Below are 25,619 nucleotides of genomic sequence, written 5' to 3' on the forward strand. Positions count from 1 at the left end.
AGCCGGCCTGTGCGTCCGCCGTCTGGCTCGAGGGGGGGCCGCCCGCGGACCGCATCCGGTCGAGCAGCAGCGTGCGCAGCCGGTCGGCCTCCATCCGCTCGACCGGGCGCAGCCGCAGCGTCGCCTCGCCGCGCCCGCGCTGCTGGCCCGTGCCGACCCGCAGGGTGACCAGGCCGAACGCCCGCAGGACCGGACCCGCGGCCACGTCGACGGTCCGGACACGCTCGATCGCCATGCTGCGCGCCCGCCGCACGATCACGCCGGTGCGCAGCTCCACCCGGTCCGGGGTGATCCGGTACCGCGAGCAGCGCCAGCGGGCGTAGGAGGTCGCGACGGCGAGTCCGACCAGCAGCAGCGCGACGGTCAGCGTCCACAGCGCGACCGGGCCGGCGAGCTCGGGCTCGCGGGCCGCGACGGCGACCACGGCCGTCGCGCCCAGGACGGCGACCGTGACGGTGGTCAGCACCCCCGCGACCGGGACGCAGCGCTGGTCCAGGCCGGTCCAGCCGGACGGGTCGGGCTCCAGGTCGGGGGTCCCGGCGAGCTCGGGGGCGAGGCCGGCTCCGGGGGACGCGCCGGGCCTCACCGGCCCGCTCCCCCATGCCGTCGGCACACGATCGTTTCCCCCCGGTCGCGTCTGGTCCGTGCTCGCCCGCTCGTCCGTGCTCTCCCTCGACGCTCCACTCTGACGCACCGGCGGCCCGTGGGCGAGGGGCGGGGTGCGATCGGGGGGAACTCGTGCAGGCGGGAGGGGCCGGGGCGTGTCGTCGGGGCCCGCGGGCGCCGACGCGGGACCACCCGGTGGGGGTGAACGCCGGACGACCCGGCCGGCGCGTTCACGGGCGTGAAGGGTTTCGCCCGATGCGGCCCGTACCGGGACCCCGGTCGGCGAGGCTCGGGCCCGTGACCACGACCGCCGCCCTCCCGGCCGCCGCCCCCGCTGCGCCCTGCGTTCCGTCTCCCCTCGCCCGTCGGCACGCCGAGGCGTTGCGCGCCAGGCGGTCCGAGCTCGCCGCCGCCCTGGCCGAGGTCGACGGACGGCACCGGGCCCGGCTGCGCGGCGACCTCGCCCTGGTCCGGCTGCGCGCGACGGCCGATCTCACGGCGGCACTTCGTGATCTGCGCACCCTGAGCGCCCCGTGGATCAGCGGGCCGCGCTCGTCGTTGCCGGACGTGCTGGGCCCCGCGATCGCGCGCGCGTCGGCCACGCTCCTCGCCCGGGCCGGCGGGGAGGCCGAGGCCGCGGTGCGGCGGGCCGCCGGCCGGATGCTCGGACCGCTCCCGTTGCCGGGCGAGCTGATCCCGCGGGCCCCCACGGCGGCGGTTCCGGCCGCTCCGGCGGCGGTCGGCGAGCTGCCCGTGCCTCCGGGGCGGCCCGGCCGGCTCGACGCGGTGCTGCGGGCCGGATCCGGTGCCGGCGCCGTGCGCCTCGTGCTGGTGCTCGTCGCCGGCGCGCCGGCGCTCGGGCTGTCGGTGGCGGGTGGGCGAGCCCTGCTCCCGCTGGCCCTCGGGGTCGCGGCGGCGGCCGTGGCCCTGCTCGCGCGGCACCGGCGGGCGGTCGTCGACCGCGAGCGGTGGGGGTACTGGCTGGACACGGCGCTGCGCGACGCCGAGGCGGCGACGGTCTCGGCCTTGTCCGCCTTGCTGATCGACCTCGAGCGACGGGCCACCGAGCTGCTCGACCGCACCGCCGCCGAGCGCCGCACCACGCTCGGCGCGGAGCTGCGCTCCCTCGGAGGCCGGGATGCGCCCTGACCCCGATCCGGACGCCCATCCCGATGTCGACGCCCCGGTGCGGCCCGAACCCCTGGGGCCCGCACCGACCCGCGTCGCCGTCGGCGCCGACGGCCTCGACACGGACGCCGACGGTCTCGCCGACTCCGCCGTCGTCGTCGACGGGCCGGACCTCCTGCTGCACATCGACTTCGACGGCGACGGCCTCGCCGACCAGGTGCTCCGCCTCGGCGCCGCCACCCTCGGCGGCCGGGCAGGTCCACCCACTGTGGACGCACGGGCCGAGGTGCACTGGTGGGCGCCGTGGACCTGGTTCGCCGATCCCTGAGCGGTCCCGCGGACCTGTCGCGCCCCTCCCCGGCGCGGGATAGGTTCTGCGCCGTGGCCCCCGATCCAGCTCCCTTCCTCCCGGGGAGCGATCCCGTCGACGCCGTCGACCCCGAGTTCCGGTCGCTCCCGCTGCAGGCCCTCGCCGGGGCCGCGCTGAGCCGGGCCATGCTGCTGGGCGCGCACCACGCCGACCTCCGCGTCGAACGCGTGGTGTCGCAGCGGATCTCCTTGCGCGACGGGACCGTCGAGGGCGTGTCGGACGGCGTCACCACCGGTCTCGCGGTCCGCGTGCTCGTCGACGGCGTGTGGGGCTTCGCCTCGCACGTCGAGCTGACCGTGCAGGCGGCGAGCGCCGCGGCGGAGCGGGCGGTGGCGGTGGCGCGGACCCTGGCGCCGGTCGCGCTGGAGCGGGTCGAGCGGGCCGACGAGCCGGTGTACCCGAACGCGATCTGGGTGTCCGCCTACGACGTCGACCCCTTCACGGTGCCCACCCGCGAGAAGGTGGAGCTGCTCACCGACTGGTCGCAGCGGCTGCTGGCGGCCGACGGGATCGACCACGTCCAGGCGTCGGTCACGCAGGTGCGGGAGTGCAAGTTCTACGCCGACCTCGCCGGCACCACCACGCTGCAGCAGCGCGTCCGCATCGAGCCGGGGCTGAGCGCCACCAGCGTCGACCCCGGCGCCGGAACCTTCGAGTCGATGCGCACCCTCGCCCCGCCGGCCGGGCGCGGCTGGGAGTACCTCACCGGCACCTCGTACGACTGGGAGGCGGAGCTCGCCCGGCTCCCGGAGCTGTTGGCGGAGAAGACGAAGGCGCCGTCGGTCGAGCCGGGCGCCTACGACCTGGTGATCGACCCGACGAACCTGTGGCTGACGATCCACGAGTCGGTCGGCCACGCCACCGAGTACGACCGCGCGATCGGCTACGAGGCCGCCTACGCCGGCGGCTCGTTCGCCACCCCGGACCAGCTCGGCACGCTGCGCTACGGCTCCGAGCACATGCACATGCACGTGACCGGCGACCGGACCGTCCCGCACGGGCTGTCCACCATCGGGTTCGACGACGACGGCGTCGCCACCTCGGAGTGGGACCTCGTCCGCGGCGGCACGCTCGTGGGCTACCAGCTCGACCGGACCTTCGCCCCCCGCTCGGCCTCGAACGCTCCAACGGCTGCGCCTACGCCGACTCCCCGCACCACGTCCCGATCCAGCGGATGGCCAACGTCTCGCTGCAGCCGGACCCGGTACGCGACACCACGACCGACGAGCTGATCGCGGGCGTCGAGCGCGGGATCTACGTCGTCGGCGACCGGTCGTGGTCGATCGACATGCAGCGCTACAACTTCCAGTTCACCGGCCAGCGCTTCTTCCGGATCGAGCACGGCCGGCTCGCCGGGCAGCTGCGCGACGTCGCCTACCAGGCCACCACGACGGACTTCTGGGGTGCGCTCGCGGCCGTCGGGGGGCCCTCGACGTGGCGGCTCGGCGGGGCGATGAACTGCGGCAAGGCCCAGCCCGGGCAGATCGCGCCGGTCAGCCACGGCTGCCCGAGCGCGCTGTTCCGCGGCGTGACCGTGCTCAACACCCGGGAGGAGGGCGAGTGACCGGCGTGCTCACTCCGCAGGAGACGGTCGAACGGACGCTCGCGGCGGCGGCCCACCTCACCGGCTGTGTCGTGATCGTCTCGGAGACCAGCGAGGCCGTGCTCCGCTGGGCAAACTCCACGATGACGACCAACGGGCACACCACCTCGTCCCGGGTCACCGTGATCGCCGTCGTGGACGTGCCGGGCGGGACCGCGGCCGGCACCGTGTCGTCGGGCGAGCAGATCACCGCGCCGCAGCGGCTGGCGGACCTCGTCGCCGCGGCCGAGCGCAGCGCCCGCGACGCCGGGCCCTCGCGCGACGCCGCGCCGCTGCCCGAGCCGACCGGCGACGCCGACCCGGGCTGGGCCGAGCCGGCCGCCGCGACCTCGATCGCGGTCTACACCGACCTGGCCGCCGGCCTCGCCGAGGTCCTGGCCGGGCCGTTGCGCCAGTTCGGGTTCGCCGACCACTCCCTCACGACGACCTGGCTCGGCACCTCCACCGGCGTCCGCCGCCGCTGGGTCCAGCCCACGGGGTCGGTCGAGCTGAACGTCAAGGACGCGGACTCCTCGGCCTGGACCGGCACGGCGACCACCGACTTCACCGACGTCGACGTCCGGGCGCTGGCCGCCGAGGCCGCGCAGCGGCTGGCGTGGGGCGCGCGGAAGGTCCGGCTGGAGCCCGGCCGCTACGAGACCGTGATGCCGCCGTCGGCCGTCTCCGACATGCTCGTCTACGCGGGCTGGTCCATGGAGGGCCGTGCGGCGCAGGAGGGGCACAGCGCGTTCACGGGCAAGGCGGGGGTCGGCGAGCGGCTCACCGACCTTCCGCTCACCCTGTACTCCGACCCGGCCGCGCCGGGCCTGGAGTACGAGCCCGTGGTGATCACGTCGAGCTCCGGCGGCGGGGTCAGCGTGTTCGACAACGGCGCCCCGACCCGCCGGGTCGACTGGATCCGCGAGGGGATGGTCGACGAACTCGTCTACTCCCGGGCGGAGGCGGCCGAGTTCGGGACGACCTTCACCCCGCCCGGCGACAACATGCTGCTCACCGGCGGCTCAGCCGCCACGCTCGACGAGATGGTCGCGCGCACGGAACGCGGCCTGCTGCTCACCTGCCTCTGGTACATCCGCGAGGTCGACCCGGCGACGCTGCTGCTCACCGGGCTGACCAGGGACGGGGTGTACCTGGTGGAGGGCGGCGAGGTCACCGCCGAGGTCGACCACAACTTCCGGTTCAACTACTCGCCGCTGGACATGCTCCGGCGCGCGACGGAGGTCGGGCGCACCGAGCCGGCGCTGCCACGGGAGTGGAAGGACTGGTTCACCCGCGCGCGGATGCCCGCGATGCGGATCCCGGACTTCCGGATGTCGTCGGTGTCGCTCGGGAAGTGAGGATCACCGGCCCAGGTGCCGGTCCAGGAACGCGCCGATCGCCGGCGCGAGCTCCTCGGCCCCGGTGAGCGGCGCCCACCGGCCCGCCCCCGGCAGGGTCACGCACTCCCAGTCCGGCCGGGCCTCGGCGAGCACGTCGACGAGTGCCCGCACCGGCTCCGAGGGGTCCCGCGAGTGGATCAGCAGCGTGGGTGTGTCGGCGGTCGCGACCTCGGCGAGGGTGAGCCCCGGGTCGGTCATCGCGTCGAACTCGGCGAGCCGGGGTCGGAGTCCCTCGAGGACGGCGGCGCGGCGCTCGGCGGACAGCCCGTCCCACACGCCCGGCCCGAGCCAGTGGTCGGTGAACTCGCGGGCGGCCTCGTCCGGGCGCCCCGCCGCGAGCTCGGCCCGCAACCGGTCCCGCGAGGCGCACACGGCGTCGAACAGGTCGTCGCGGCCGGCCCGGGCGAGCAGCGCGAAGGGCGTGGGCTCGACGAGCACGAGGGCCCGGACCCGCTCGCCCAGCTCGACGGCGGCGCGCATCGCGACGGCCCCGCCGAACGAGTGCCCGACCAGCCCGAGCCGCTCGCTGCTGCCCGCGGTCACCGCGTGCACGAGCCGGACCTGGTCGGACAGGGTCTGCGGGCGGTCCCCCGGCCACGGCGGCGTCGCACCGTGGCCGTGCAGGTCCAGCGTCAGCACCCGGTAGCGGTCCAGCAGCGCGTCGGCGACCGGGTCCCACACCCGGCGCCCGCCCGCGATCGACCCCAGCAGCACGACCGGCGGGCCCGCGCCCACCCGGTCCACGTCCACGTCGACGACCCCGCGTCGCACCAGCACCATCCGATTCGTCCTCCCGGGCCGGGGATTCGGCGGGAGGGGAGCCGGCGTTAGCCCCGTGAGGTCGAGATCAACATCTCACGCAGCCGGGCGACGAGTGCGTCGACGCCGACGTCGCCGGTGAGCGGGGCGCCGGTGAGGGTCCGGAGGTACAGCCCGTCGCCGACGAGCTGCACCAGCCATGACAGGACGGGATCCGGGACCTCGGTGCGCAGCGCGGCGAGCCCCTGGGCGTCGACGTCGGCGAGGGCGCGGCGCGTGGCCTCGCCGGTGGCGCTGCCGTCGGCGATGCGCAGCGCGGCGAGGTAGGTGCGGGTCAACCCGACCGGCGAGGCCGCGCCCGGGACGGAGGTCTGGAGGTAGTACGCCACGGCGCCGCCCGGGTCCGCGCGCATGTGCTCGACGTCCGCCGCGCTGCGCTCGCGCAGCCGCTGGAGCAGGCCCTCGGCGAGCGCCTCCTTGGACCCGAAGTGGTACAGCAGGCCGCCCTTCGACACCTCGGCGGCGGCGGCGACGGCGTCGAGCGTGGCGCCCGCGGGGCCCTGCTCGACGAGCAGCGTCTCGTAGGCGTCCAGGACGCGGTCGCGGGCGCTCGGCACATCCGGACCCTACCGACCGCATCCCGACGCCAGGACCCCGGCGGCCGCCGCCCGGTGAGGCCGCTCACCAGCGGAATGCGCCGCTGGACCCGGCCGTTGAGCGCACTGTACCGTCTGGACGGTGTAGCTGTACCGTCCGGACGGTACAGCCATCCCCACCCCGATCCGCGCCCGCGGGCGCCACCGGAAGCTGCAAGGACCCGCACGCCATGACCGTCACCCGGACCACCCCGCCGGCCACGCGCTCCCCCTCGGACGTCCCCGCCCGGGCGGGCGTGCGGGACTGGCTCGCGCTCGCCGTGCTCTTCCTCCCCACGCTGCTGGTCGCCGTGGACAACACGGTGCTGGGCTTCGCCCTGCCCGCGATCAGCCGCGCGCTGCGCCCCGACGCCCCGACCCTGCTGTGGATCGTCGACGTCTACCCGCTGGTCCTGGCTGGCCTGCTGATCGCGATGGGCGGGCTGGGCGACCGGATCGGGCGCCGCCGGCTGCTGCTCGTCGGCATCGCCGGCTTCGGCGCGGTGTCCCTGCTGGCGGCCCTCGCGGCGGACGGGGCGCACCTCGTCGCCGCGCGTGCCGCGCTGGGCTTCTTCGGCGCGATGCTGATGCCCTCGGTGCTGGCGATCCTGCGCACGGTCTTCGTCGACCGCACCCGGCGGCGGCTCGCGCTTGCGATCTGGGCGACCGCCTTCGCCGCGGGCGCCGCGCTCGGCCCGATCGTCGGCGCCCTGCTGCTCGAGCACTTCTGGTGGGGCTCGGTCTTCCTGGTCAACGTGCCGGTCGCGGTGCTGGTGCTGCTCGCGGCGCCCCTGGTGCTGCCCGAGTCGCGGATGGCCCACCCGGGCCGCCGGGACCTCGGCGGCGTCGCCCTGTCGATGCTGGCCACCGTGCCGGCCGTCCTCGCGATCCACACGATCGGCGAACGCGGGTTCACCGCCGCGTCCGTCGTCGAGCTGGCCGTCGGCGTGACGGCCGGTGTGCTGTTCGTCCGGCGCTGCCGGGCGCTGCCCCACCGCGGTCGCACGCCGCTGATCGACCTCGGCCTGTTCGCCTCGCCCGTGGTGCGGGTGTCGGTGCTCGCCAACGCGACCACGATGTTCGCGCTCACCGGGCTGCTGTTCTTCGCCGCGCAGTACCTGCAGCTGGTGCTGGGCCGCTCGCCGCTGGAAGCCGGTCTGGTGCTGGTCCCGGGGATGGTCGCGACGATCCTCGCCGGACTCGGCGCGGCGGGCCTGGCCAGGCGGTTCCCGCTGCGGGTGCTGGTGCCCGCCGGTCTCGTCCTCGCGGCTGCGGGCTACGTGCTCTGCACCCGCCTCGGCGTCGGCTCCGCGGAGACGCTGCTCCTGCTCGCCGCGGTGCTCATCGGCGCCGGTATCGGCCTGTCCGAGACGATCACGAACGACGCGATCCTCGCCGCCGCGCCCGCCGATCGGGCCGGGGCGGCCTCGGCGGTCGGCGAGACCGCCTACGAGCTGGGTGCGGTGCTCGGCACGGCGGTCCTGGGCAGCGTGCTGAGCGCGGTCTACCGGGCGGCGGTGGAGGTACCGGCGGAGGCCGCGCCTGGGGTGGCGCTCGGCAGCGAGGCGTCGGAGACCGCCCGCCAGACCCTGGGCGGCGCGGTCGACGTGGCTGCCGGCCTGCCCGGCCCTGCCGCGGACGCCCTGCTCGGCTCGGCGCGGACGGCCTTCTCCCTCGGCGTCGACGTCACCGCCGGGGTGGGCACGGCCGCCCTGCTGCTGGTGGCGCTCACCGTGGTGCTGGGCCTGCGCCGCCGCTCCTGACCGCAGTAGGGATCCATACTGCGCTCAGGAGCGGGGTTCGAACGCGTCGAGGATCCATACTGCGGCCGGGAGCGGGGTTCGAACGCGTCAGGGATCCGTACTGCGGCCGGGAGCGGGGTCGAGCGCGTCCTCGGCGAGGCGGGCGGCGAGCCGCGCCACCGCCTCGCGCACCTCGTCGGGCCGCAGCACGGTGAACCGCCAGGCGAGACCGGCGAGGGCGCGGGCCATCCCGTCCGGGTCCTCGGCCCGGGCGCGCAGCAGCGCACCGCCGGGATGGGGCTCGACGGCGCCGAGCCAGGCCGGCCAGCGGCGGGCGACGTCGTCGGGCGGGCCCTGCACCAGGACCTCCACCTCGAACCGGTAGGGCACCCCCGCCAGCCCGGCCACGACGTGGGCCACCGGGTCGAAGCCCTCCGGCGCGACGAACCCGGCGCCGGGCGGCCCGACCCGCGCGACCCGGTCGAGCCGGAAGGTCCGCACCGCCCCGCGGCGGTGGTCGTGGCCGGTCACGTACCACCGTCCGGAGTGGAACACGAGCCCGTAGGGGTCCAGCTCGCGGGTGCTCTCCTCGCCCCGCCAGGAGCGGTAGTCCAGCCGTACCCGCCGTCGGTCCCGCACCGCCTCGCCGAGGGCGAGCAGGACGTCGGCGGCCGGGGCGGTGCCGTCGCGGGCGGCCGTGGTGAAGCCGAGCGTGCCGGCGACGGCGGCGACCCGGTCCCGGAGCTCGGCGGGCAGCACCCGCTCCACCTTCGCCCGCGCGCTCGCCACCGCGGGCGCGGCCGCGTGCATCCCGGTGCGCTCGGCGGCCAGCAGCCCGAGCACCACGGCGACGGCCTCGTCGCCGGACAGCATGAGCGGCGGGAGCTTGTACCCGGGCAGGAGCCGGTAGCCGCCGTACCGCCCGCGCTCCGCGACGACCGGCACCCCGAGCCCCTCCAGGGCGGCGACGTACCGGCGGACGGTCCGGACGTCGACCTCCAGCCGCCCGGCCAGCTCCGGTCCGGTCAGCCCGGGCCGGGCCTGGAGGAGCTCGAGGAGCGCGAGTACGCGACCGGCCGACATCCCCCGAGTAAACAGGACCGTTTCCGCCCTGTATCGGCCCTACCGTTTCCCGCATGACGACGTACGTGCTGGTCCCGGGGTTCTGGTTGGGTGCGTGGGCGTGGGACGCGGTGGCCGCGGACCTGCGCGCCGCGGGCCACGAGGTCTACGCGGTGGAGCTGGGCCACGAGCCGGACGCGACGGCGGAGAGCCATGTCGACGACGTGCTTCAGGTCCTGGAGAAGGCGGGGCCGGCCGTACTGGTGGGGCACAGTGGCGGCGGGCCGGTCTGCGCGGCCGCGGCCGAGCGGGCGCGCGAGCGGGTCCGGCGGCTCGTGTTCGTCGACACCGGCCCGCTCCCCGACGGGGTCGCCCAGGTCGACTTCAACCCTCCGGAGGGGCAGGCGTGGATCCGGGCGCGGCTCGCCGAGCACGGCGGGGTGCAGCCGATGCCCACCCGCGCCGAGTTCGCGCAGCTGGGCACGAGCACCGCGGGCCTGGACGACGAGGCGTTCGCCGACCTGCGCGCCCGCGCGCTCGCCGAGCCCGCCGGTGTGATCCTCACCGGCGTGCGTCGCGGCGCCCCCGATCCGACGCTGCCGAAGACCGTGGTGGCGTGCAGCTTCACCGAGGACCGGGCCCGCCAGCTGATCGCGGCGGGGGTGCCGGCCTTCGCGGAGATGGCCGGCCCGGACTGGTCCTTCACCGAGCTCCCGACCGGACACTGGCCGATGCTCAGCGAGCCCGCGGCGCTGGCCCGGCTGCTGGGCCGGCTCGGCGACCCGGCCTGAGCGAGCGCCGGAGGTTCCCCGCTCGCCCTGTGCGCAAACGCCGTTCGGCGCATTCCCTCGTCGTACCGGGACGCCCGCCCGGCGCGTCGCGCCGCTGAAGCCGTACCCGGTCCGCACCATGTCCGTTGAGCCTCGGGTCGGGCGAAGTCAACGAGCTGCACCGCGCCACCGACGCCGCGGCCGGCGAGTGCGAGGAGGTCGGACCGTGTCCCTGGACGCTGTGAGCGCGTACACCCTGGTCGTGGGCGACGAGGACGGCCCGGCCGACGTGCAGGTGTTCTCGTCGGCGGAGGCGGCCTGGCGCGCGCTGGACGCGGAGATCCGCGCCCGGTGCGGCATGCGGCCCCGCCCACGGCGGGTCACCGACCCCGAGGCGGCCGCCCGGCTGGCCGACGCGTGGCGGGCCGGCGAGCCCGAGACGCGGTTCTGGCAGGTGCAGGCGCACCGGCTCCCGATCCTGCTCCCGGCGATCGCCGGCACTCCCTCCCGGCCGACCGGCCGCCCGGCGCGCGCGGGTGTGTTGCGCAGCGCCTGAAGGGGCCGGGAATTGCTGTTCCGCCGGGCATGGTTGCGCTTTTCGAATTCATAAGCCCTGCGCTCGATTTCACACGTGCGTCATGCCGGCGTCGCACCGCTGAACCACGGGCCCGGCGGTGAGGGGCCGCGCGCACGTCGCCGACTGCCCGGATCCTCCGCGAATGCGGTGGTGAGCAGATTTGTCAGCACAAACTGTATCGATTCCATGATCGGTGTTGTGAGTCAATCGACAGTTCGCATCGATGTGTGGAACAGGGCCGTACCGGTAACCTCCGTAGTCATCTTTCCCCGTTACAGGCCTCGTCCCGACCAGGCGAGGCCCTGCCAGCATTCCCCGGCCGGGGAACGGGGGCCGGCCAGGCTAGGAGACTCACCATGACCGCAGCGACCGTCCCAGGCATCGACGATGCGCCCACGACCAACGCGCGCCTGCTGTCGTGGGTGCGTGAGATCGCGGAGTTGACGACGCCGGAGGCCGTCGTCTGGTGCGACGGGTCCGAGGCCGAGTGGGACCGGATGACGAGCCGGCTCGTCGAGGCGGGCACCTTCGTCAAGCTGAACGAGGAGAAGAAGCCCAACAGCTTCTACGCCGCCTCCGACCCGAACGACGTCGCGCGGGTCGAGGAGCGCACCTTCATCTGTTCGGCCACCGAGGAGGGCGCCGGACCGACGAACAACTGGGCCGACCCGGCCGAGATGAAGGAGACGCTGCGCGGTCTCTTCCGCGGCTGCATGCGCGGCCGCACGATGTACGTGGTGCCCTTCTGCATGGGCCCGCTCGACGCCGAGGAGCCCATGCTGGGCGTCGAGATCACCGACTCCGAGTACGTCGTGGTCTCGATGAAGATCATGACCCGGATGGGCGCCTCGGTGCTGCCGCTGCTGGACGGCCCCGCAGGCGAGAAGTTCGTCCCGGCGGTGCACTCGGTCGGTGCGCCCCTCGAGCCGGGGCAGCAGGACGTGCCCTGGCCGTGCAACGAGACGAAGTACATCACCCACTTCCCGGAGACCCGGGAGATCTGGTCCTTCGGCTCCGGCTACGGCGGCAACGCGCTGCTGGGCAAGAAGTGCTACGCGCTGCGGATCGCCTCCGCCATCGCGCACGACGAGGGCTGGCTGGCCGAGCACATGCTGATCCTCAAGCTGATCAGCCCGGAGGAGAAGGCCTACTACGTCGCGGCCGCCTTCCCGTCGGCCTGCGGCAAGACCAACCTGGCGATGCTGCAGCCGACCGTCCCCGGCTGGCGGGCCGAGACCGTCGGCGACGACATCGCCTGGATGCGCTTCGGCGAGGACGGCCGGCTGTACGCGGTCAACCCCGAGTTCGGCTTCTTCGGCGTCGCGCCGGGCACGAACTGGAAGACCAACCCGAACGCGATGCGCACCATCGAGGCCGGGAACGCGATCTTCACCAACGTCGCGCTCACGGACGACGGCGACGTCTGGTGGGAGGGCCTCGAGGGCGAGCCGCAGCACCTCACGGACTGGAAGGGCAACGACTGGACGCCCGAGTCCGGGACGGACGCCGCGCACCCGAACTCCCGCTACACCGTGCCGATCTCGCAGTGCCCGGTCGTCGCGCCGGAGTGGCAGGACCCGCAGGGCGTGCCGATCTCGGCGATCCTGTTCGGCGGCCGCCGCAAGACCACGGTCCCGCTGGTGACCGAGGCCCGCGACTGGCAGCACGGCACCTTCATGGGCGCCACGATGTCGTCGGAGAAGACCGCCGCCGCGACCGGCGGGCTCGGCCAGGTGCGCCGCGACCCGATGGCCATGCTGCCGTTCCTCGGCTACAACGTCGGCGACTACTTCCAGCACTGGGTGAACGTCGGCAAGGGTGCCGACGCCGGCAAGCTGCCGCGGATCTTCTACGTCAACTGGTTCCGCCGCGGCGAGGACGGCCGCTTCCTGTGGCCGGGCTTCGGCGAGAACAGCCGCGTGCTGAAGTGGGTCATCGAGCGGATCGAGGGCAAGGCCGCCGCGGCCGAGACCCCGATCGGCTACGTGCCGACGCCGGACCAGATGGACCTCGAGGGCGTCGACGCCACCGCCGAGGACGTCGCCGCCGCGCTCGAGGTCGACCCCGAGGAGTGGAAGCAGGAGATCCCGCTCATCGAGGAGTGGTTCGCCAAGGTCGGCCACAAGCTGCCCACCTCGATGCGCGACGAGCTCGAGAACCTCAAGCAGCGCCTGGGCATGTAGGTTCGCACCCGCGTCGACGGCCCGTCCCGGACACCCCGGGGCGGGCCGTCGCCGTGCGCGGCGGGTCCCGTCCGGGTGCCGTGATCGCGTCGTCGGCGCGTGGTCCGGCGATCTCCGCACGGCCGACCTAGGATGCGCGCGTCCGAGGCCGCTTCCGGGCGGAGGACGAGGCGCCTGCTGATCGCCGTCGATCGAATCGGGGAGTCATGGCTGCACACAAGGAAAGGTCCGGGTTCCGCTGGAGCCCGTGGAACCTGCTCCTCCTGGTCCCGCTGCTGATGCTCGTCACGCCGTGGTTCAACAGCACCGACCCGGTGGTGTTCGGGATGCCGTTCTTCTACTGGTCCCAGTTCCTGTGGGTGCCGGTGGGCGTGGTGTGCGTGCTGCTCGTCTACCTGCGGACGAAGGGCGACGGCGAGTACGCGCCCGACGTCGACGAGCGCGTCGACGACCTCGACGAGGGGGCCCGGCGATGATCCAGTGGGTGCAGCTGTCCGTCTTCGTCGTCCTGTTCCTCGTGGTGACGGTGATGGGCTTCGTCGCCTCACGTTGGCAGCGGGGCGGGGCGCTGAACCACCTCGACGAGTGGGGCCTGGGCGGCCGCAAGTTCGGCTCGTGGATCACCTGGTTCCTCGTCGGCGGCGACCTCTACACGGCCTACACCTTCGTCGCGGTGCCCGCGCTGATGTTCGGCGCCGGCGCGCTCGGCTTCTACGCGCTGCCCTACACCGTGGTGCTGTACCCGATCGTCTTCCTGCCGGTGCTGCGGATGTGGTCGGTGTCGCGCGTCCACGGCTACGTGACGCCGGCGGACTTCGTGCGCGGCCGCTACGGCAGCTCGCTGCTGGCCTTCCTCGTGGCGATCACCGGCATCGTGGCCACGATGCCCTACATCGCGCTGCAGCTCGTCGGCCTCGAGGCCGTGCTGCGGACCATGGGGCTCAACGGCACCGGCATCGCCGGGCACCTGCCGCTGCTGGTGGCGTTCGTGATCCTGGCGGTCTACACGTACCAGTCGGGGCTGCGGGCGCCGGCGCTGATCGCGTTCGTCAAGGACATCCTGATCTACCTGGTCATCCTGGTCGCCGTGATCTACCTGCCCGCGAAGTTCGGCGGCTGGTCGGCGATCTTCGGCGCGGCCTCGGACAAGCTGGCCCAGCCGAGCCCGGCCACCGGCAAGCCGGCGGGCTCGATCCTGCTGACCGGCAACAACCAGCTGCAGTACATCACCCTGGCGCTGGGCTCGGCGCTCGCGCTGTTCCTCTACCCGCACTCGCTCACCGGCGTGCTCGCCTCGCGCGGGCGCGACGTGCTCAAGCGGAACATGGTGGCGCTGCCGGCGTACTCGCTGCTGCTCGGTCTGCTGGCGCTGCTCGGCTACGTCGCGATCGCCGCGGGCTCGAAGCCGATCACGAACAACGCGACCGGGCGGCCCGACACCAACACGATCATCCCCGTGCTGTTCGACGGCCAGTTCCCGAGCTGGTTCGCCGGCATCGCCTTCGCGGCCATCGGGATCGGGGCCCTGGTGCCCGCGGCGATCATGTCGATCGCGGCCGCCAACCTGTGGACGCGCAACATCTACAAGGAGTACCTCCACCGCTCCGCCACGCCGCACCAGGAGGCACGGCAGGCCAAGCTGGCCTCGCTCGTCGTCAAGTTCGGGGCGGTGGCGTTCGTGCTGTTCGTCGACCCGCAGTTCTCCATCGACCTGCAGCTCATCGGCGGCGTGATCATCCTGCAGACGCTGCCGGCCGTCGCGATCGCGCTCTACACCCGCTGGCTGCACCGCTGGGCGCTGGTGGCGAGCTGGCTCGTCGGCATGGCGTACGGGATGTACCTGCTCTACCTCATCCCGAACCCCGCGGCGAACAAGGCGCACTTCGGCGGCTCCGCGCTCACCCTGGACAAGCTGACGGTCTTCGGCTGGCACCCGTTCGCCGGCTCGCAGGTCCAGATCTACGTGGGCTTCGTCGCGCTGGTCCTCAACCTGGTGGTGGCCGTCGTCGTGTCCGCGGTGCTGCACGCGCTCAAGGTCGGCAACGGCGTCGACGCCACGCGGGGCGGGGACTACCACGCCGACGAGGGCTCGAAGCGGCTCCGTCCGGTGGCGGACGTGCTCACGCAGTGACCCTGGCGCGGTGACGGCCGTCGGGGGAAGGCCCGGCGCCCGGCCGGCCGCCACCCCGCGGTCGTGCGGCCGAACGAGTGCCCTGCGTGACCGGCCGGCCCCGTACGTGTTGCAGGACGACACCACCGGGGTGGAACATCGTGGCCGCGCGAGCGATACCCCCGGTGACCGCCGGGAACGGCGGCGGCGGGAGGTGAGTGATGGCGGAGATCCGACGTGTGGTCCGCCACCTGCCGACGGCGGGTACCGGGCGGCAGGCTGGGCCGGAGGAGGAGCCCGTGGAGGAGGGTGCCGGCGGCCTCGATCCGCGCCCGCGCGCCGGTGATGCGCGTGGGCGCGAGAGCGGCCCCCTGGGCGGCCTGGTGGAGCTGCTGGCCGATCGGGCCGCCGACGAGGCGGCGTCCGCTCCTGCGCCGGACGGGACGGACCCCGCCGGCAGCCCGGGACCCGCGGGCCCGCCACCTGCCGACGCCGCCACCCTCGCCGCGGCCGAGCAGATCCGCGCCCGGATGGAGGCCGGCGCCGCGCCGGCCGGGCTGCGCCGGCTCGCGGAGGCCCTCGCGGGGGCCGAGACGGCTGCGGGGACCGCCCCCTCGATGGTGCCCCCCTCGATGGTGCCGCGGCAGCGCACCGCCGCGGAGAGCCCGGCCCCGCTCACGGACGTCGTCGCGGCCGTGCGCACCGAGTCGTTGCTGGTCCTCGAGGGGCACCGCCCGGTGGAGATCGCCGCCGCGGTCGACGACCTGGCCCGGGCGGGCATGCGGGTCGCCGTGACGGCGGCCGACCTGGCCCGGCTCGACGCCGTCACCCCCACCGTGGACCGGTTGCCCGCGCTCACCGGGCCCGAGCAGCGCGAGCTGCGGCTGCTCCTGGCCACGGCCACGCCCGCCCGTCGGGACCACTCCCGGCGCCAGCTCCCGCCGCCGCCCGCGTTCCCGCCGGCCGACGAGATCCGGGCGTTGTGCGCCCACGCCGACGGGTCCGGGCGGGCGCGCGCCGGCGGACCGGACCTGCTCCGGGACGTCCTCACCGCGCTCGCCGAGCCGCGGCTCGCCGCGGTCACCGAGGTCGCCCGCGCGGTGCGCGCCGCGCTCGACGCGCTCGACGCCGGCGAGGACTCCTGGGCCCGGCCGCTGCTCGCCGACCTCGTGCACTCCCGGCACCGGCCGGTGTTCGACACGGTGCGCGCGGCCGCCGCCGAGGCCCTCGGGATCGCCGACCGCTCGCGCGACCTCCCGCTCGTCACGCTCGCGGGCGGGCTGCCCGCCCACGCGCACGAGCTGCTCGTCGACTACCGCGAGTTCCTCGACTCCGGCGGCCGTGCCCGCCGGCGCTTCCGCAACGGCGTGCAGCGCGAGGTACAGCCGGTGCTCGACCTGATCCGGGTGGGCGGAGAGGTCCCGGCCGACGCGCGGTCGGTGCACGCGGCCGTGCTGCACGTCGAGCTCGCGGGCCGGCTCACCGCGGTCGACGAGGGGTGCCGCACGCTCGGCATCCCGACGCCCGACGACGTCGGGGACCTGCGCGCGCTCGTCGCGGGGCTGGGCCGCGTCGACGAGGCGGCACGGGCCGTCGGGCAGCTCCGCCACGACGTCCTGTTCCTGCACCCCAGCTCGCCCATCGCCGTGCCGGACCTGGCGGCCGCCGAGCAGGTGGCCGCGGGGATCCTCGACGTCGCCGAGCACGGGTCCGCGCCCGAGGCGGCGGCCCGGCTCGACGCGATCGCCGACGGGCTGGCCGGGTCGGGAGCGGCCGCGGAGCTCAGCGCCGGGCACCGCGCGGCCGTCGAGGCGTTGCGGGCGCGCGACGCCGAGGCCTACGAGGCCGCCCTCGCCGCGCTGGAGCCCACCCGCCGGGAGGTCGCCGACCAGGCCCGCTGCGACGCGCTGCTGGCCCGGCTCCGCGCCGAGGACCCGGAGGCGGCGCGGGCGTTCGCCGACGGGCGCGGGTTCGTCTGGAGCGTGCCGCTGGAGTCGCTGCTGTCCCGGCTGCCGGCCGACGACGTGCTCGACGCGATCGTGGTGCTCGACGCCGCGGAGCTCTCGGTCGAGCGACTGCTGGTCGCCGCGGCGGCACCGCGGCTCCTCGCCGTCGCGGGCCCCGACGCCCACCCCGCCGACGGCGGCGCGACCGTCCTGGGGGCGCTGCAGCGGGCCGAGGCCCCGGTCGTCGCCCCGCCGCGCCCGCCCGACCCCGGCGGCCGGGTGATGCGGCTGCCCACCGCCCGCCGGCCCGAGGCGCCGCGGCGGGAGCAGGCGGGCGCCTGAGGGCGGTCGCTCAGCCCGCCGCGCGCAGGGCCGACCGGATGCGGTCGAGCAGCACGAAGGGATCGTCGGCCGACGGCTCCTGACGCTCCCAGCGGTCGCCGGAGCTCGTCGGGATGTAGAGCACCCAGCGCCCGCTCCCGCGCTCGTTGCGCAGCTGCGCGAGCGGGGTCGACGACCACACCGCGCCCAGCTCGGGGAACGCGGGCGGGCGGCGGTCGAGGATCGTGATGTGGTCGCCCACGGTCGTGTAGGCGACGCGGCGGTGCTCGCGCTCCTCGGCGGACAGGCAGTCCGCGCACCAGTCGGACAACCGGGTACGGATCTCCTCGGACACCCCCATGCCCGCAGATGATGACGTTTGCGCGTCCGCCGGGGAAGGTCCGGACCCGGGATGTTCCCCTCCGGTGACCTCCCCCGCGCCCAACCGTGCCGCAGCCGGCGATCTCCGCGGCGGACGGCTCGTCCGCGCCGCTGATCGCCGTTCGGGACCGGACGCCGCCACATCCGGCTCGCAGAGGTCCCACCCGGTGATCATGGACGGGGCTCGCCCGTGCGCGAGCCCCCGGCAGGCCGGCGGACGCGTGTGCGGGCGAGCGGGGCGGAGGTACGGTCACGGCCATGGGAGAGCACGCGGTGAGCCGGTTCGGGCACGTGGAGCTGGAGGACATGCCCGGGGACCTCCGGGAGCGGATCGGGGCGATCGCCGAGAAGTCCGGGTTCGTGCCCAACGTCTTCCGCGCCCTGGCCAGGCGCCCCCGGGAGCTGCGCGCCTTCCTCGACTACCACGACGCGCTCATGGACTCCGACGACGGGCTGAGCAAGGCGGAGCGCGAGCTGATCGTGGTCGCCACGTCGGGCGCCAACCACTGCACCTACTGCGTGGTGGCGCACGGTGCGATCCTGCGGATCCGCGCGAAGGACGCCGAGATCGCCGACCGGGTCGCGACGAACCCGTACGCGGTCGAGCTGAGCCGGCGCGAGCGGGCCATCGTGGACCTCGCGCTGCTGGTCGCCACCGACTCCGCCGCGCTCACCGAGGCCGAGCTCGACGACGCCCGTGCCGCCGGCCTCACGGACGACGAGATCTGGGACGTCGGCGCCATCACCGCGCTCTTCGCCCTCTCGAACCGCATGGCGCACCTGACCGCGCTGCGGCCCAACCCGGAGTTCTTCCTGATGGGCCGCCTGCCCCGCTGATCGCGCCGACCGGCCCCTGCCGGCCCCGACCGGCAGCCGCTTCACTCGCAGCCGAGGCCGTCCTTGTCGGCGTCGAGCCCGTAGATGTCGGTCCCGGTCACCCGCACGGGCCCGCGGACGTACGAGGGCCCGTTGCCGCTGCCGCCCGCGCAGTCCACGTCGGAGTCGACGGGCACGCAGCCGGAGTAGTTCGGGTCGCAGTTCGACGCGGCCCGGGCGGCCGTCGTCGTGGTCCGGGCCGGCGGGCGGGTCGTCGGGGTGGCCACGCGGACCACGGTGGTCCGCGGTGCCGGCGGACGGGTGGTGGCGCGGGTCGTCGGCGCGGCCACCGGGGCCGCGGCCACGGCGACGGGGGTCGTCGGCGCGGGCGTGGTGGTGGTCGGCACCGGCGTGGTGGTCGTCGGGGCGGGGCCCGTGGTCGGCGCGGTGGCGTACGACACCGGGGTGGCCGTCGAGGAGCCGCACCCCGCGACGAGCAGGGCGCCGGCGAGGACCGGGAGGAGAAGGAGGCGCGAGCGGATCACGGACCGTGGATCGTCGGACCCGGACCGCGTGCAACGACGTCGGGGCGATCTTCGTCAGGACTGACGAGGACGAGCACCGGCGAAGGCCGGGGTGGCCACGGGATCAGGACGAATCGGTCACGAATGCGTCACGACCGCACGGCGGCGCCGTCGACCGCGAGGTCGCCGAGCAGCCAGCGGTCGAGGATCGCGGCGTAGGTGCCGTCGGCGACGAGCGACGCCAGGGCGGCCCGCACGGCCGGCGTGGCGCGGTTCTCCACGATCATCCCCGCGGTGCCCTCGCCGTACGGGGTGCCCGGCATCGCCAGCTTCCCCTGCCCGAGGACGACGGCGTGCCCGGCCGCCGGGGCGTCGGCGACGAACGCCTCGAGCCGGTCCGCGAGCAGCCGCCGGGTGGCGTCCTCGGCCCCGCCGACCGGCACGATCTCGATCTCCGGCCGCCGGTTGTCGGCGCAGTGCAGGTTGTCCTCCGTCACCGCCGCGTGCTGCGCCGAGCCGGCGACGACGCCGATGCGGTGCCCGCAGAGCGTGGTCGGCTCGACGCGGTCGGGGTTCCCGGGCGGCGTGACGATCGCGGTGCGGGCCGCCAGCCACGGCAGCACGCTGCCGCCCGGCGGGGCCTGCGCGACCGGGACGGGGAGGATCCCGATGTCGTGCCGGCCGCCGACCAGCGCCCGCGGCAGCGCGGTCGCGGACACGCCGTCGGGCAGCGCCCGCAGCCCGAGCCGCGCGGCGAGGGCGGCGCCGAGCTCCTGCTCGGGACCGCTCGCCGGCCCGGCCACCCCGGGTACGGCGACCCGCAGCGTGCCGCCCTGCAGCGTGGCCGGCAGCAGGGCGACCAGAGCCGGGTCCGCCGCCACCTCCGGCAGCGGCTGCTGGACGACGCCGACGGGCGGTGCGGGGGTGGTCGCACACCCGACGGCGCCCACGAGCAGCGCCCCGGCCGCCAGTACGGCCCCGACGAGCCGGGTCAGTCCTCGGGTGCGCATGCCCACGATCGTGTCACCCGGCCTGGTCGCCGCCCGATTCGGGTGCTTCGCCCGCTTCCCGGGACGGCCCCGGCCGAGGGGCTACAGCACCTTCGACAGGAACGACCTCGTCCGCTCGTGCTGCGGGTTGCCCAGCACCTCGCGCGGTGCCCCGTGCTCCACGACCACGCCCTCGTCCATGAACACGAGTGCGTCGCCCACCTCGCGGGCGAAGCCCATCTCGTGGGTGACCACGACCATCGTCATGCCCTCGCGCGCGAGCCCGCGCATGACGTCGAGCACCTCGCCGACGAGCTCGGGGTCGAGCGCCGAGGTCGGCTCGTCGAACAGCATGAGCCGCGGCGACATGGCCAGCGCCCGCGCGATGGCGACGCGCTGCTGCTGCCCGCCGGAGAGCTGGGCGGGGTAGTTGTCCCGGCGGTCGGCCAGCCCGACCCGGTCGAGCAGCTCGACGGCCCGGGCCCGCGCCGCGGCCTTGTCCTGGCGGCGCACGACGACCGGCGCCTCCATGACGTTCTCGATCGCCGTCTTGTGCGGGAAGAGGTTGAACCGCTGGAAGACCATGCCGATGTCGCGGCGCTGGTGCGCGACCTCGGACTCGCGCATCTCGTAGAGCTTCCCGTTGCGCTCCCGGTACCCGACGAGGTGCCCGTCGACCCGCAGCCGCCCGGAGTCGATCCGCTCCAGGTGGTTGATGCAGCGCAGCAGCGTGGACTTGCCGGAGCCGGACGGTCCGATCACGCAGCTCACCTCGCCGGGCTGCACGACCAGGTCCACGCCGCGCAGCACGCGGGTGGCGCCGAAGCTCTTGTGGATGCCGAGGGCCTCGACCATGGGCGTCATGCGGCACGCTCCTCCGGCGACCGGCGCAGGAACCCCAGCAGCGACGGTCCCGGCGGGCCGGTCTGCAGCCCGCGCCCGTAGCGCCGCTCGATGAAGCCCTGCCCGACGGACAGGATCGACGTCAGCGCCAGGTACCAGAGCGCCGCGACGATGAGCAGCGGGATGGTCTGGAAGTTGACCGAGTAGATCCGCTGCACGGACGTGAGCAGCTCGAAGTACCCGATCACGACGACGAGCGACGAGGTCTTCAGCATGGAGATGGTCTCGTTGCCGGTCGGCGGGATGATCACCCGCATCGCCTGCGGCAGCACGATGCGGCGCAGCGTCTGCGCCCGGGACATGCCCAGCGCGCCGGCGGCCTCGGTCTGCCCGTGCTCGACCGAGGCGATGCCGCCGCGCACGATCTCGGCCATGTACGCGGCCTCGTTGAGCCCGAGGCCGAGCAGGCACGCCGCGAACTGGTTGATCAGCTGGTTCGTGTCGAACGAGACGAACTCCGGCCCGAACGGGACCCCCAGCGACAGCCGCGGGTACAGCGCCGACAGGAAGTTCCAGAACAGCAGCTGGGCGATCAGCGGGGTGCCGCGGAACACCCAGATGTAGACGGCGGCGACCGCGCTGAGGATCCAGTTCGGCGACAGCCGCATGACGGCGAGCAGGACGCCGCCGACGATGCCGATCGCCATCGACAGGATCGTGAGGATCAGCGTGTTCTTCAGGCCGTTGAGCACGGGCGGGGAGAACAGGTAGTCGCCGACGACGGGCCAGCCGAAGCCGTCGTTGGTCACGACCGTGTGGACCAGCATGGCGGCCAGCACGGCCAGCACGGCGACGGCGACCCACCGTCCCGGGTGCCGGACCGGGACGGCGTTCATGGGTTCGGGACGGTCGGGCCGTACGGTCATCCGGGGCTGCTCAGGCGTTGATCTGCGAGGTCGGGATGGCCCCGTTCGCGACGTTCCACTTGTCGAGGACGGCCTTGTAGGTGCCGTCGTCCATCAGCGACTGGATGGCGCCCTGGACGGCCTGGGCGTACTTGTCCTGGCCCTTCTTGATCACCACGCCGTAGGGGGCGGTGTCGTAGGGCTGGCCGACGACCTCGACGGCCTTGTTCGTGGTGGTCACGGCGTACGCGGCGACCGGGGAGTCGGCGAGCATGCCGACGATGCGCGACGAGGTGAGCGCGAGCGTGACGTCCGTCTGCTGCTGCAGCTCCGTGACCTGCAGCGGCGGCTGACCCTTCGCCTGGCAGTCCTGGTTGCGGGTGCTGACCTCCTCCGCCTGCGTGGTGCCGGCCTGCACACCGATCGCCTTGCCGCAGAGGTTGTCGGGGGTCAGCCCGTCCGGGTTGCCGGCCTTCACCGCGAGGCTCGTGCCCGCCGTGAAGTAGCTGACCATGTCGACGGTCGCCGTGCGGTCCGGGGTGATCGAGAAGGACGACATGCCGGCCTCGTACCGGGCGCCGTCGATGCCGGGGATGATCCCGGAGAACTGGCTGTTCTGGAACTCGGCCTGCAGCCCGAGCTTCTGCGCGATGGCGGTGCCCAGGTCCACGTCCATCCCGATGATGGTGCTGCCGTCGGTGTCGGTGAACTCGTTCGGCGGGTACGAGGCGTCGGTGCCGAAGACGAGCTTGCCGTCGGCGGAGATCGAGGCGGGCACCATGGCGGCCAGCGCGTCGTCCTTCGTCGGCGTGGGGATCGCGGGAGCGGAGCTCGCCGCGGCGCCGCCGGAGCCTGCGCCGGAGCCGCCGGAGCCGCAGCCCGCCAGCACGACGGCGAGGGCCGCCGCCGCCAGCGCAGCGGGGATGGTTCGGGTTCGCGCGGACACGCCGGCACCTCCTCATCGGTCCGCGCCGGGTGGCGCGGTCGTCGGGATGCTGCCACCCGGACGCCGTCAGGACATCCCGGAACGATCGTCCGTTACCCGACGTACACATGGTTATGCCCGCCGCCGCGCGGGAACCAGGGCATGTCACCGACCGTTGTCGGTGTGGAGCGGACGGTGGACGACACCGGACACGACGGGAGGAAGTGCATGGCCGGCATGATCAGGAAGCTCGGTGTGCTGGCGGGTGCCGCCGAGGCGGCGCGCCGCTACGCGAGGAAGAACCCGGAGCAGGCCGGCAAGTTCCTGGACCAGGCCGCCCAGTTCGTCGACAAGCAGACGAAGGGCAAGTACTCCGGGCAGATCCAGGGCGTCGCGCAGAAGGCCAAGGGCGTGGCGGGCATCCAGGACCGGAACCAGGGCTACGGGCACCCCGGCCGGCCGACGGACCGGCAGGGCCCGGGGCAGCAGGGGTACGGGCAGGAACCGCCCACCGCCCCCTACCGCGGCGCCTGACGCCGGACGGGACCGAGCGGCCCGGTCACCCTCGCGGGTGGCCGGGCCGTCGTCGTCCCCGGGTGCCGCGCTCCGTGGTCGGCGCTCCGGGATCCGAGCATCGGACGCCGAACGGAGCTGTGGCCCCACGCACGGGGCGGCGGCACCGGCTGTGGGATCTCGCGATCCCCCTCGGGGTGCGAGCCGTGCCACTATCAGCCTCACAGGACGTCCGGCGTGGGGCGGCCCACACACCCGAGTGGTCCGCCGCGGGCGTCCGCCGGTCCGCGGGGCGGTGTGGCACAGCACGGACCCGCGTGCCGTGAGCACGAGGAGGAACGCGTGTCCCGTCCACAGAGCTGGGTCCCGACCGATCCCCGATCCGTACCGACCCGCGAACACGTCCTGTCCGGACTGCACGGCACCGACGAGGGCGGCGCCGAGCTCGTCCAGCTGCTCACCCCGGAGGGGCAGCGGGTGTCCGACGACCGGTTCGGCTCCTGGGCCGCCGACGTCGGCCGCGAGGAACTGCAGGGCTTCTACCGCGACATGGTCCTGGTCCGTCGCATCGACCGCGAGGGCAACGCCCTGCAGCGCCAGGGCCAGCTCGGCATCTGGGTGCCGTTGCTGGGCCAGGAGGCGGCGCAGGTCGGCGCCGGCCGCGCGGCCACCCCGCGCGACATGATCTTCCCGAGCTACCGCGAGCACGGCGTCGCCTGGTGCCGCGGGATCGACCCGACGGACCTGCTGGGCATCTTCCGCGGGACCGACCACGGCTCGTGGGACCCGATCGCGGCCCGCTTCCACCTGTACACGATCGTCATCGGCAACCAGTGCCTCAACGCCACCGGTTACGCGATGGGGCAGAAGTTCGAGGGGAAGGTCGGCGACGGGCCCGACGCCGAGGCCACGATGTGCTTCTTCGGCGACGGCGCCACCAGCCAGGGCGACGTCCACGAGGGCTTCGTCTGGGCGGCCGCCTACGACGCGCCGGTCGTCTTCTACTGCCAGAACAACCAGTGGGCGATCTCGGTGCCGCTCGAGCGCCAGACCCGGGTGCCGCTCTTCCAGCGGGCCCGCGGCTACGGCTTCCCCGGCGTGCGGGTCGACGGCAACGACGTCCTGGCCTGTCTCGCCGTCACGCGCTGGGCCCTGGAGGAGTGCCGCACCGGCAACGGGCCCGTGCTGATCGAGGCGTTCACCTACCGGATGGACGCGCACACGACGTCGGACGACCCCTCGCGCTACCGGCTCGCCGACGAGCTCGAGCTCTGGAAGCTCAAGGACCCGATCGAGCGGGTGCGCGTGAACCTGGTGCGCGAGCACGGGGTGCAGCAGGACTTCTTCGACGGGGTGCAGGCCGAGTCGGACGAGCTCGCCGCCCGGTTCCGCGCCTTCTGCCTCGCCATGCCGGACCCGGGGCCGGACCGGATGTTCTCCGAGGTCTACGCCGAGCTGTCGCCGCAGCTGGAGGCGCAGAAGCAGGCTTATCTCGAGTACCACGCGTCTTTCGAGACCGAAGGGTCGCTCGCGGGCCCGCGCATCGGAGGAGTGTGAGATGACCACGATGACGCTCGCCAAGGCGCTCAACTCCGGGCTGCGCGCGGCGATGGAGCTGGACCCGAAGGTCCTGGTGATGGGCGAGGACGTCGGCAAGCTCGGCGGCGTCTTCCGGGTGACGGACGGGCTCGCCAAGGACTTCGGCGAGCAGCGCGTGCTCGACACCCCGCTGTCCGAGAGCGGGATCATCGGCACCGCCGTGGGCCTCGCGATCCGCGGCTTCCGCCCCGTCTGCGAGATCCAGTTCGACGGGTTCGTCTTCCCCGGCTACGACCAGATCGTCTCCCAGCTGGCCAAGGTGCGGTTCCGCTCCCAGGGCCGGGTCCCGATGCCGGTGGTCGTCCGGATCCCGTTCGGCGGTGGGATCGGCGCCGTCGAGCACCACAGCGAGTCGCCCGAGTCGCTGTTCGCGCACGTCGCCGGGCTCAAGGTGGTCGCCTGCTCGAACCCCGACGACGCCCACTGGATGATCCGCCAGGCGATCGCCAGCGACGACCCGGTGATCTTCTTCGAGCCCAAGCGGCGGTACTGGGAGAAGGGCGAGGTCTCCGAGACCGAGCCCGCCCCGCTGTTCTCCTCGCGGGTCGTGCGGTCCGGCGCCGACGTGACCGTCGCCTGCTACGGCCCGTTGGTGAAGACCTGCCTGGAGGCCGCGGCGGCCGCGGAGGCCGAGGGCACCGACGTCGAGGTGATCGACCTGCGCTCGCTCTCCCCGCTGGACCTCGGCCCGGTCTTCTCCTCGGTGCGCCGCACCGGCCGGCTCGTCGTGGTGTCCGAGGCGCCGTCCGAGGCCTCGGTGACCTCCGAGGTCGCCGCCCGCGTGCAGGAGGAGTGCTTCCACTCGCTGGAGGCGCCCGTGCTGCGGGTGACCGGCTTCGACACCCCCTACCCGCCCTCCAAGTGCGAGGACGACTACCTGCCCGACCTCGACCGCGTGCTCGACGGCGTCGACCGCGCCCTGGGATGGTGAGC

27 protein-coding genes are annotated in these 25,619 nt (G+C 74.4%); 17 read left to right on the forward strand and 10 right to left on the reverse strand.

All coding sequences use genetic code 11. The annotated features are described in order from the left end of the window. On the reverse strand, window positions 1–586 hold a 586-nt coding region (locus LWC35_RS40390; RefSeq protein ID WP_232871852.1), incomplete at its 3' end, for a PH domain-containing protein. A gap of 317 nt (window positions 587–903) precedes the next feature. Here LWC35_RS40390 and LWC35_RS20850 point away from each other — a divergent pair. From LWC35_RS20850 to LWC35_RS20865, 5 genes are read left to right on the forward strand one after another with little or no spacing between them, the layout of a single operon-like run. After that, on the forward strand, window positions 904–1,755 hold the full coding sequence (locus tag LWC35_RS20850) for a hypothetical protein (protein ID WP_232871853.1): 852 nt from the start codon (window positions 904–906) through the stop codon (window positions 1,753–1,755). Further along, window positions 1,745–2,062, forward strand: coding sequence for a hypothetical protein (locus tag LWC35_RS20855; RefSeq protein ID WP_232871854.1), 318 nt, complete (start codon window positions 1,745–1,747; stop codon window positions 2,060–2,062). Before LWC35_RS20850 ends, LWC35_RS20855 begins: the two co-directional genes overlap by 11 nt. Before the next feature lie 53 nt (window positions 2,063–2,115). Then, a complete protein-coding gene (locus LWC35_RS20860; protein WP_372463074.1) occupies window positions 2,116–3,336 on the forward strand; it encodes a TldD/PmbA family protein in 1,221 nt (406 codons plus the stop codon). After that, window positions 3,279–3,668, forward strand: a complete 390-nt coding sequence (locus tag LWC35_RS41020) for a metallopeptidase TldD-related protein (protein ID WP_372463075.1) — start codon at window positions 3,279–3,281, stop codon at window positions 3,666–3,668. Before LWC35_RS20860 ends, LWC35_RS41020 begins: the two co-directional genes overlap by 58 nt. Continuing rightward, window positions 3,665–5,044, forward strand: coding sequence for a metallopeptidase TldD-related protein (locus LWC35_RS20865; RefSeq protein ID WP_232871855.1), 1,380 nt, complete (start codon window positions 3,665–3,667; stop codon window positions 5,042–5,044). Before LWC35_RS41020 ends, LWC35_RS20865 begins: the two co-directional genes overlap by 4 nt. A gap of 3 nt (window positions 5,045–5,047) precedes the next feature. On the opposite strand, the gene LWC35_RS20870 is transcribed toward LWC35_RS20865, so the two are convergent. Both LWC35_RS20870 and LWC35_RS20875 read right to left on the reverse strand, forming a co-directional pair. Further along, window positions 5,048–5,866 (reverse strand): alpha/beta fold hydrolase, encoded by an 819-nt coding sequence (locus LWC35_RS20870; RefSeq protein ID WP_232871856.1) that lies wholly within the window; start codon window positions 5,864–5,866, stop codon window positions 5,048–5,050. Between the two features lie 47 nt (window positions 5,867–5,913). Further along, on the reverse strand, window positions 5,914–6,462 hold the full coding sequence (locus LWC35_RS20875; RefSeq protein ID WP_308194617.1) for a TetR/AcrR family transcriptional regulator: 549 nt from the start codon (window positions 6,460–6,462) through the stop codon (window positions 5,914–5,916). Between the two features lie 209 nt (window positions 6,463–6,671). On the opposite strand from LWC35_RS20875, the gene LWC35_RS20880 reads away from it, so the two are divergent. Then, entirely contained in the window at window positions 6,672–8,243 is a 1,572-nt protein-coding gene (locus LWC35_RS20880; protein WP_232871857.1) for an MFS transporter, read from the forward strand. Window positions 8,244–8,330: 87 nt separating this feature from the next. Here LWC35_RS20880 and LWC35_RS20885 read toward each other — a convergent pair whose 3' ends face one another. Beyond that, a complete protein-coding gene (locus LWC35_RS20885) occupies window positions 8,331–9,305 on the reverse strand; it encodes a helix-turn-helix transcriptional regulator (protein ID WP_232871858.1) in 975 nt (324 codons plus the stop codon). 53 nt (window positions 9,306–9,358) lie between these two features. Here LWC35_RS20885 and LWC35_RS20890 point away from each other — a divergent pair, with 53 nt between their 5' ends. The 6 genes from LWC35_RS20890 to LWC35_RS20915 all read left to right on the forward strand — a co-directional run bounded on the left by LWC35_RS20890 (window position 9,359) and on the right by LWC35_RS20915 (window position 17,212). After that, the gene (locus LWC35_RS20890; RefSeq protein ID WP_232871859.1) at window positions 9,359–10,075 is read left to right on the forward strand and encodes an alpha/beta fold hydrolase; all 717 of its coding nucleotides are present in this window, start codon (window positions 9,359–9,361) and stop codon (window positions 10,073–10,075) included. 205 nt (window positions 10,076–10,280) lie between these two features. Next, complete coding sequence (locus LWC35_RS20895; RefSeq protein WP_232871860.1) at window positions 10,281–10,610, forward strand: hypothetical protein; 330 nt, start codon at window positions 10,281–10,283, stop codon at window positions 10,608–10,610. Window positions 10,611–10,987: 377 nt separating this feature from the next. Further along, complete coding sequence (locus LWC35_RS20900; protein WP_232871861.1) at window positions 10,988–12,814, forward strand: phosphoenolpyruvate carboxykinase (GTP); 1,827 nt, start codon at window positions 10,988–10,990, stop codon at window positions 12,812–12,814. 206 nt (window positions 12,815–13,020) lie between these two features. Further along, window positions 13,021–13,290: a DUF3311 domain-containing protein gene (locus LWC35_RS20905; RefSeq protein ID WP_232871862.1), complete on the forward strand. Its 270-nt coding sequence runs from the start codon at window positions 13,021–13,023 to the stop codon at window positions 13,288–13,290. After that, the gene (mctP, locus tag LWC35_RS20910; protein ID WP_232871863.1) at window positions 13,287–14,945 is read left to right on the forward strand and encodes a monocarboxylate uptake permease MctP; all 1,659 of its coding nucleotides are present in this window, start codon (window positions 13,287–13,289) and stop codon (window positions 14,943–14,945) included. The genes LWC35_RS20905 and mctP overlap by 4 nt, the downstream gene beginning before the upstream one ends. A 278-nt stretch (window positions 14,946–15,223) precedes the next feature. Continuing rightward, on the forward strand, window positions 15,224–17,212 hold the full coding sequence (locus LWC35_RS20915; protein ID WP_232871864.1) for a hypothetical protein: 1,989 nt from the start codon (window positions 15,224–15,226) through the stop codon (window positions 17,210–17,212). 10 nt (window positions 17,213–17,222) lie between these two features. On the opposite strand, the gene LWC35_RS20920 is transcribed toward LWC35_RS20915, so the two are convergent. Beyond that, window positions 17,223–17,552, reverse strand: a complete 330-nt coding sequence (locus LWC35_RS20920; RefSeq protein ID WP_232871865.1) for a DUF3024 domain-containing protein — start codon at window positions 17,550–17,552, stop codon at window positions 17,223–17,225. Window positions 17,553–17,830: 278 nt separating this feature from the next. Here LWC35_RS20920 and LWC35_RS20925 point away from each other — a divergent pair, with 278 nt between their 5' ends. After that, complete coding sequence (locus tag LWC35_RS20925) at window positions 17,831–18,409, forward strand: peroxidase-related enzyme (RefSeq protein ID WP_232871866.1); 579 nt, start codon at window positions 17,831–17,833, stop codon at window positions 18,407–18,409. 41 nt (window positions 18,410–18,450) lie between these two features. Here the strand turns inward: LWC35_RS20925 and LWC35_RS20930 are convergent, their stop codons facing one another. Then, complete coding sequence (locus LWC35_RS20930; protein ID WP_232871867.1) at window positions 18,451–18,675, reverse strand: hypothetical protein; 225 nt, start codon at window positions 18,673–18,675, stop codon at window positions 18,451–18,453. Here LWC35_RS20930 and LWC35_RS20935 point away from each other — a divergent pair. Beyond that, complete coding sequence (locus tag LWC35_RS20935; RefSeq protein ID WP_232871868.1) at window positions 18,668–18,997, forward strand: hypothetical protein; 330 nt, start codon at window positions 18,668–18,670, stop codon at window positions 18,995–18,997. The genes LWC35_RS20930 and LWC35_RS20935 overlap by 8 nt on opposite strands. A 64-nt stretch (window positions 18,998–19,061) precedes the next feature. On the opposite strand, the gene LWC35_RS20940 is transcribed toward LWC35_RS20935, so the two are convergent. The 4 genes from LWC35_RS20940 to LWC35_RS20955 form a co-directional block, all read right to left on the reverse strand. Beyond that, entirely contained in the window at window positions 19,062–19,922 is an 861-nt protein-coding gene (locus LWC35_RS20940) for a type 2 periplasmic-binding domain-containing protein (protein ID WP_232871869.1), read from the reverse strand. An 81-nt stretch (window positions 19,923–20,003) separates the two neighbouring features. After that, window positions 20,004–20,765: an amino acid ABC transporter ATP-binding protein gene (locus tag LWC35_RS20945; RefSeq protein ID WP_269804524.1), complete on the reverse strand. Its 762-nt coding sequence runs from the start codon at window positions 20,763–20,765 to the stop codon at window positions 20,004–20,006. Then, the gene (locus LWC35_RS20950) at window positions 20,762–21,670 is read right to left on the reverse strand and encodes an amino acid ABC transporter permease (RefSeq protein WP_232871870.1); all 909 of its coding nucleotides are present in this window, start codon (window positions 21,668–21,670) and stop codon (window positions 20,762–20,764) included. The genes LWC35_RS20945 and LWC35_RS20950 overlap by 4 nt, the downstream gene beginning before the upstream one ends. 10 nt (window positions 21,671–21,680) lie before the next feature. Next, complete coding sequence (locus LWC35_RS20955) at window positions 21,681–22,595, reverse strand: ABC transporter substrate-binding protein (protein WP_232871871.1); 915 nt, start codon at window positions 22,593–22,595, stop codon at window positions 21,681–21,683. 174 nt (window positions 22,596–22,769) lie between these two features. On the opposite strand from LWC35_RS20955, the gene LWC35_RS40395 reads away from it, so the two are divergent. The 3 genes from LWC35_RS40395 (at window position 22,770) to LWC35_RS20970 (ending at window position 25,617) form a co-directional block, all read left to right on the forward strand. Continuing rightward, on the forward strand, window positions 22,770–23,108 hold the full coding sequence (locus LWC35_RS40395) for an antitoxin (RefSeq protein ID WP_308194618.1): 339 nt from the start codon (window positions 22,770–22,772) through the stop codon (window positions 23,106–23,108). A gap of 321 nt (window positions 23,109–23,429) precedes the next feature. Next, window positions 23,430–24,644: a pyruvate dehydrogenase (acetyl-transferring) E1 component subunit alpha gene (gene pdhA, locus LWC35_RS20965; RefSeq protein ID WP_232871872.1), complete on the forward strand. Its 1,215-nt coding sequence runs from the start codon at window positions 23,430–23,432 to the stop codon at window positions 24,642–24,644. 1 nt (window position 24,645) lies between these two features. Further along, window positions 24,646–25,617 carry an alpha-ketoacid dehydrogenase subunit beta gene (locus LWC35_RS20970; protein ID WP_232871873.1) on the forward strand — a complete coding sequence of 324 codons (972 nt, stop codon included), beginning with the start codon at window positions 24,646–24,648 and terminating at the stop codon, window positions 25,615–25,617. Window positions 25,618–25,619: the final 2 nt, after the last annotated feature.

The organism is Pseudonocardia kujensis (genome assembly GCF_021283305.1).
Lineage (GTDB): Bacteria > Actinomycetota > Actinomycetes > Mycobacteriales > Pseudonocardiaceae > Pseudonocardia > Pseudonocardia kujensis.

What these genes read in the sequence shown, in the direction of transcription:
- LWC35_RS20855 (WP_232871854.1), top strand. Translation starts at nt 1,745, where the DNA reads ATGCGCCCTGACCCCGATCCGGACGCCCATCCCGATGTCGACGCCCCG.
- LWC35_RS41020 (WP_372463075.1), top strand. Translation starts at nt 3,279, where the DNA reads ATGGCCAACGTCTCGCTGCAGCCGGACCCGGTACGCGACACCACGACC.
- LWC35_RS20870 (WP_232871856.1), bottom strand. Translation starts at nt 5,866, where the DNA reads ATGGTGCTGGTGCGACGCGGGGTCGTCGACGTGGACGTGGACCGGGTG.
- LWC35_RS20880 (WP_232871857.1), top strand. Translation starts at nt 6,672, where the DNA reads ATGACCGTCACCCGGACCACCCCGCCGGCCACGCGCTCCCCCTCGGAC.
- LWC35_RS20885 (WP_232871858.1), bottom strand. Translation starts at nt 9,305, where the DNA reads ATGTCGGCCGGTCGCGTACTCGCGCTCCTCGAGCTCCTCCAGGCCCGG.
- LWC35_RS20890 (WP_232871859.1), top strand. Translation starts at nt 9,359, where the DNA reads ATGACGACGTACGTGCTGGTCCCGGGGTTCTGGTTGGGTGCGTGGGCG.
- LWC35_RS20900 (WP_232871861.1), top strand. Translation starts at nt 10,988, where the DNA reads ATGACCGCAGCGACCGTCCCAGGCATCGACGATGCGCCCACGACCAAC.
- LWC35_RS20905 (WP_232871862.1), top strand. Translation starts at nt 13,021, where the DNA reads ATGGCTGCACACAAGGAAAGGTCCGGGTTCCGCTGGAGCCCGTGGAAC.
- mctP (WP_232871863.1), top strand. Translation starts at nt 13,287, where the DNA reads ATGATCCAGTGGGTGCAGCTGTCCGTCTTCGTCGTCCTGTTCCTCGTG.
- LWC35_RS20920 (WP_232871865.1), bottom strand. Translation starts at nt 17,552, where the DNA reads ATGGGGGTGTCCGAGGAGATCCGTACCCGGTTGTCCGACTGGTGCGCG.
- LWC35_RS20925 (WP_232871866.1), top strand. Translation starts at nt 17,831, where the DNA reads ATGGGAGAGCACGCGGTGAGCCGGTTCGGGCACGTGGAGCTGGAGGAC.
- LWC35_RS20940 (WP_232871869.1), bottom strand. Translation starts at nt 19,922, where the DNA reads ATGCGCACCCGAGGACTGACCCGGCTCGTCGGGGCCGTACTGGCGGCC.
- LWC35_RS20945 (WP_269804524.1), bottom strand. Translation starts at nt 20,765, where the DNA reads ATGACGCCCATGGTCGAGGCCCTCGGCATCCACAAGAGCTTCGGCGCC.
- LWC35_RS20950 (WP_232871870.1), bottom strand. Translation starts at nt 21,670, where the DNA reads ATGACCGTACGGCCCGACCGTCCCGAACCCATGAACGCCGTCCCGGTC.
- LWC35_RS20970 (WP_232871873.1), top strand. Translation starts at nt 24,646, where the DNA reads ATGACCACGATGACGCTCGCCAAGGCGCTCAACTCCGGGCTGCGCGCG.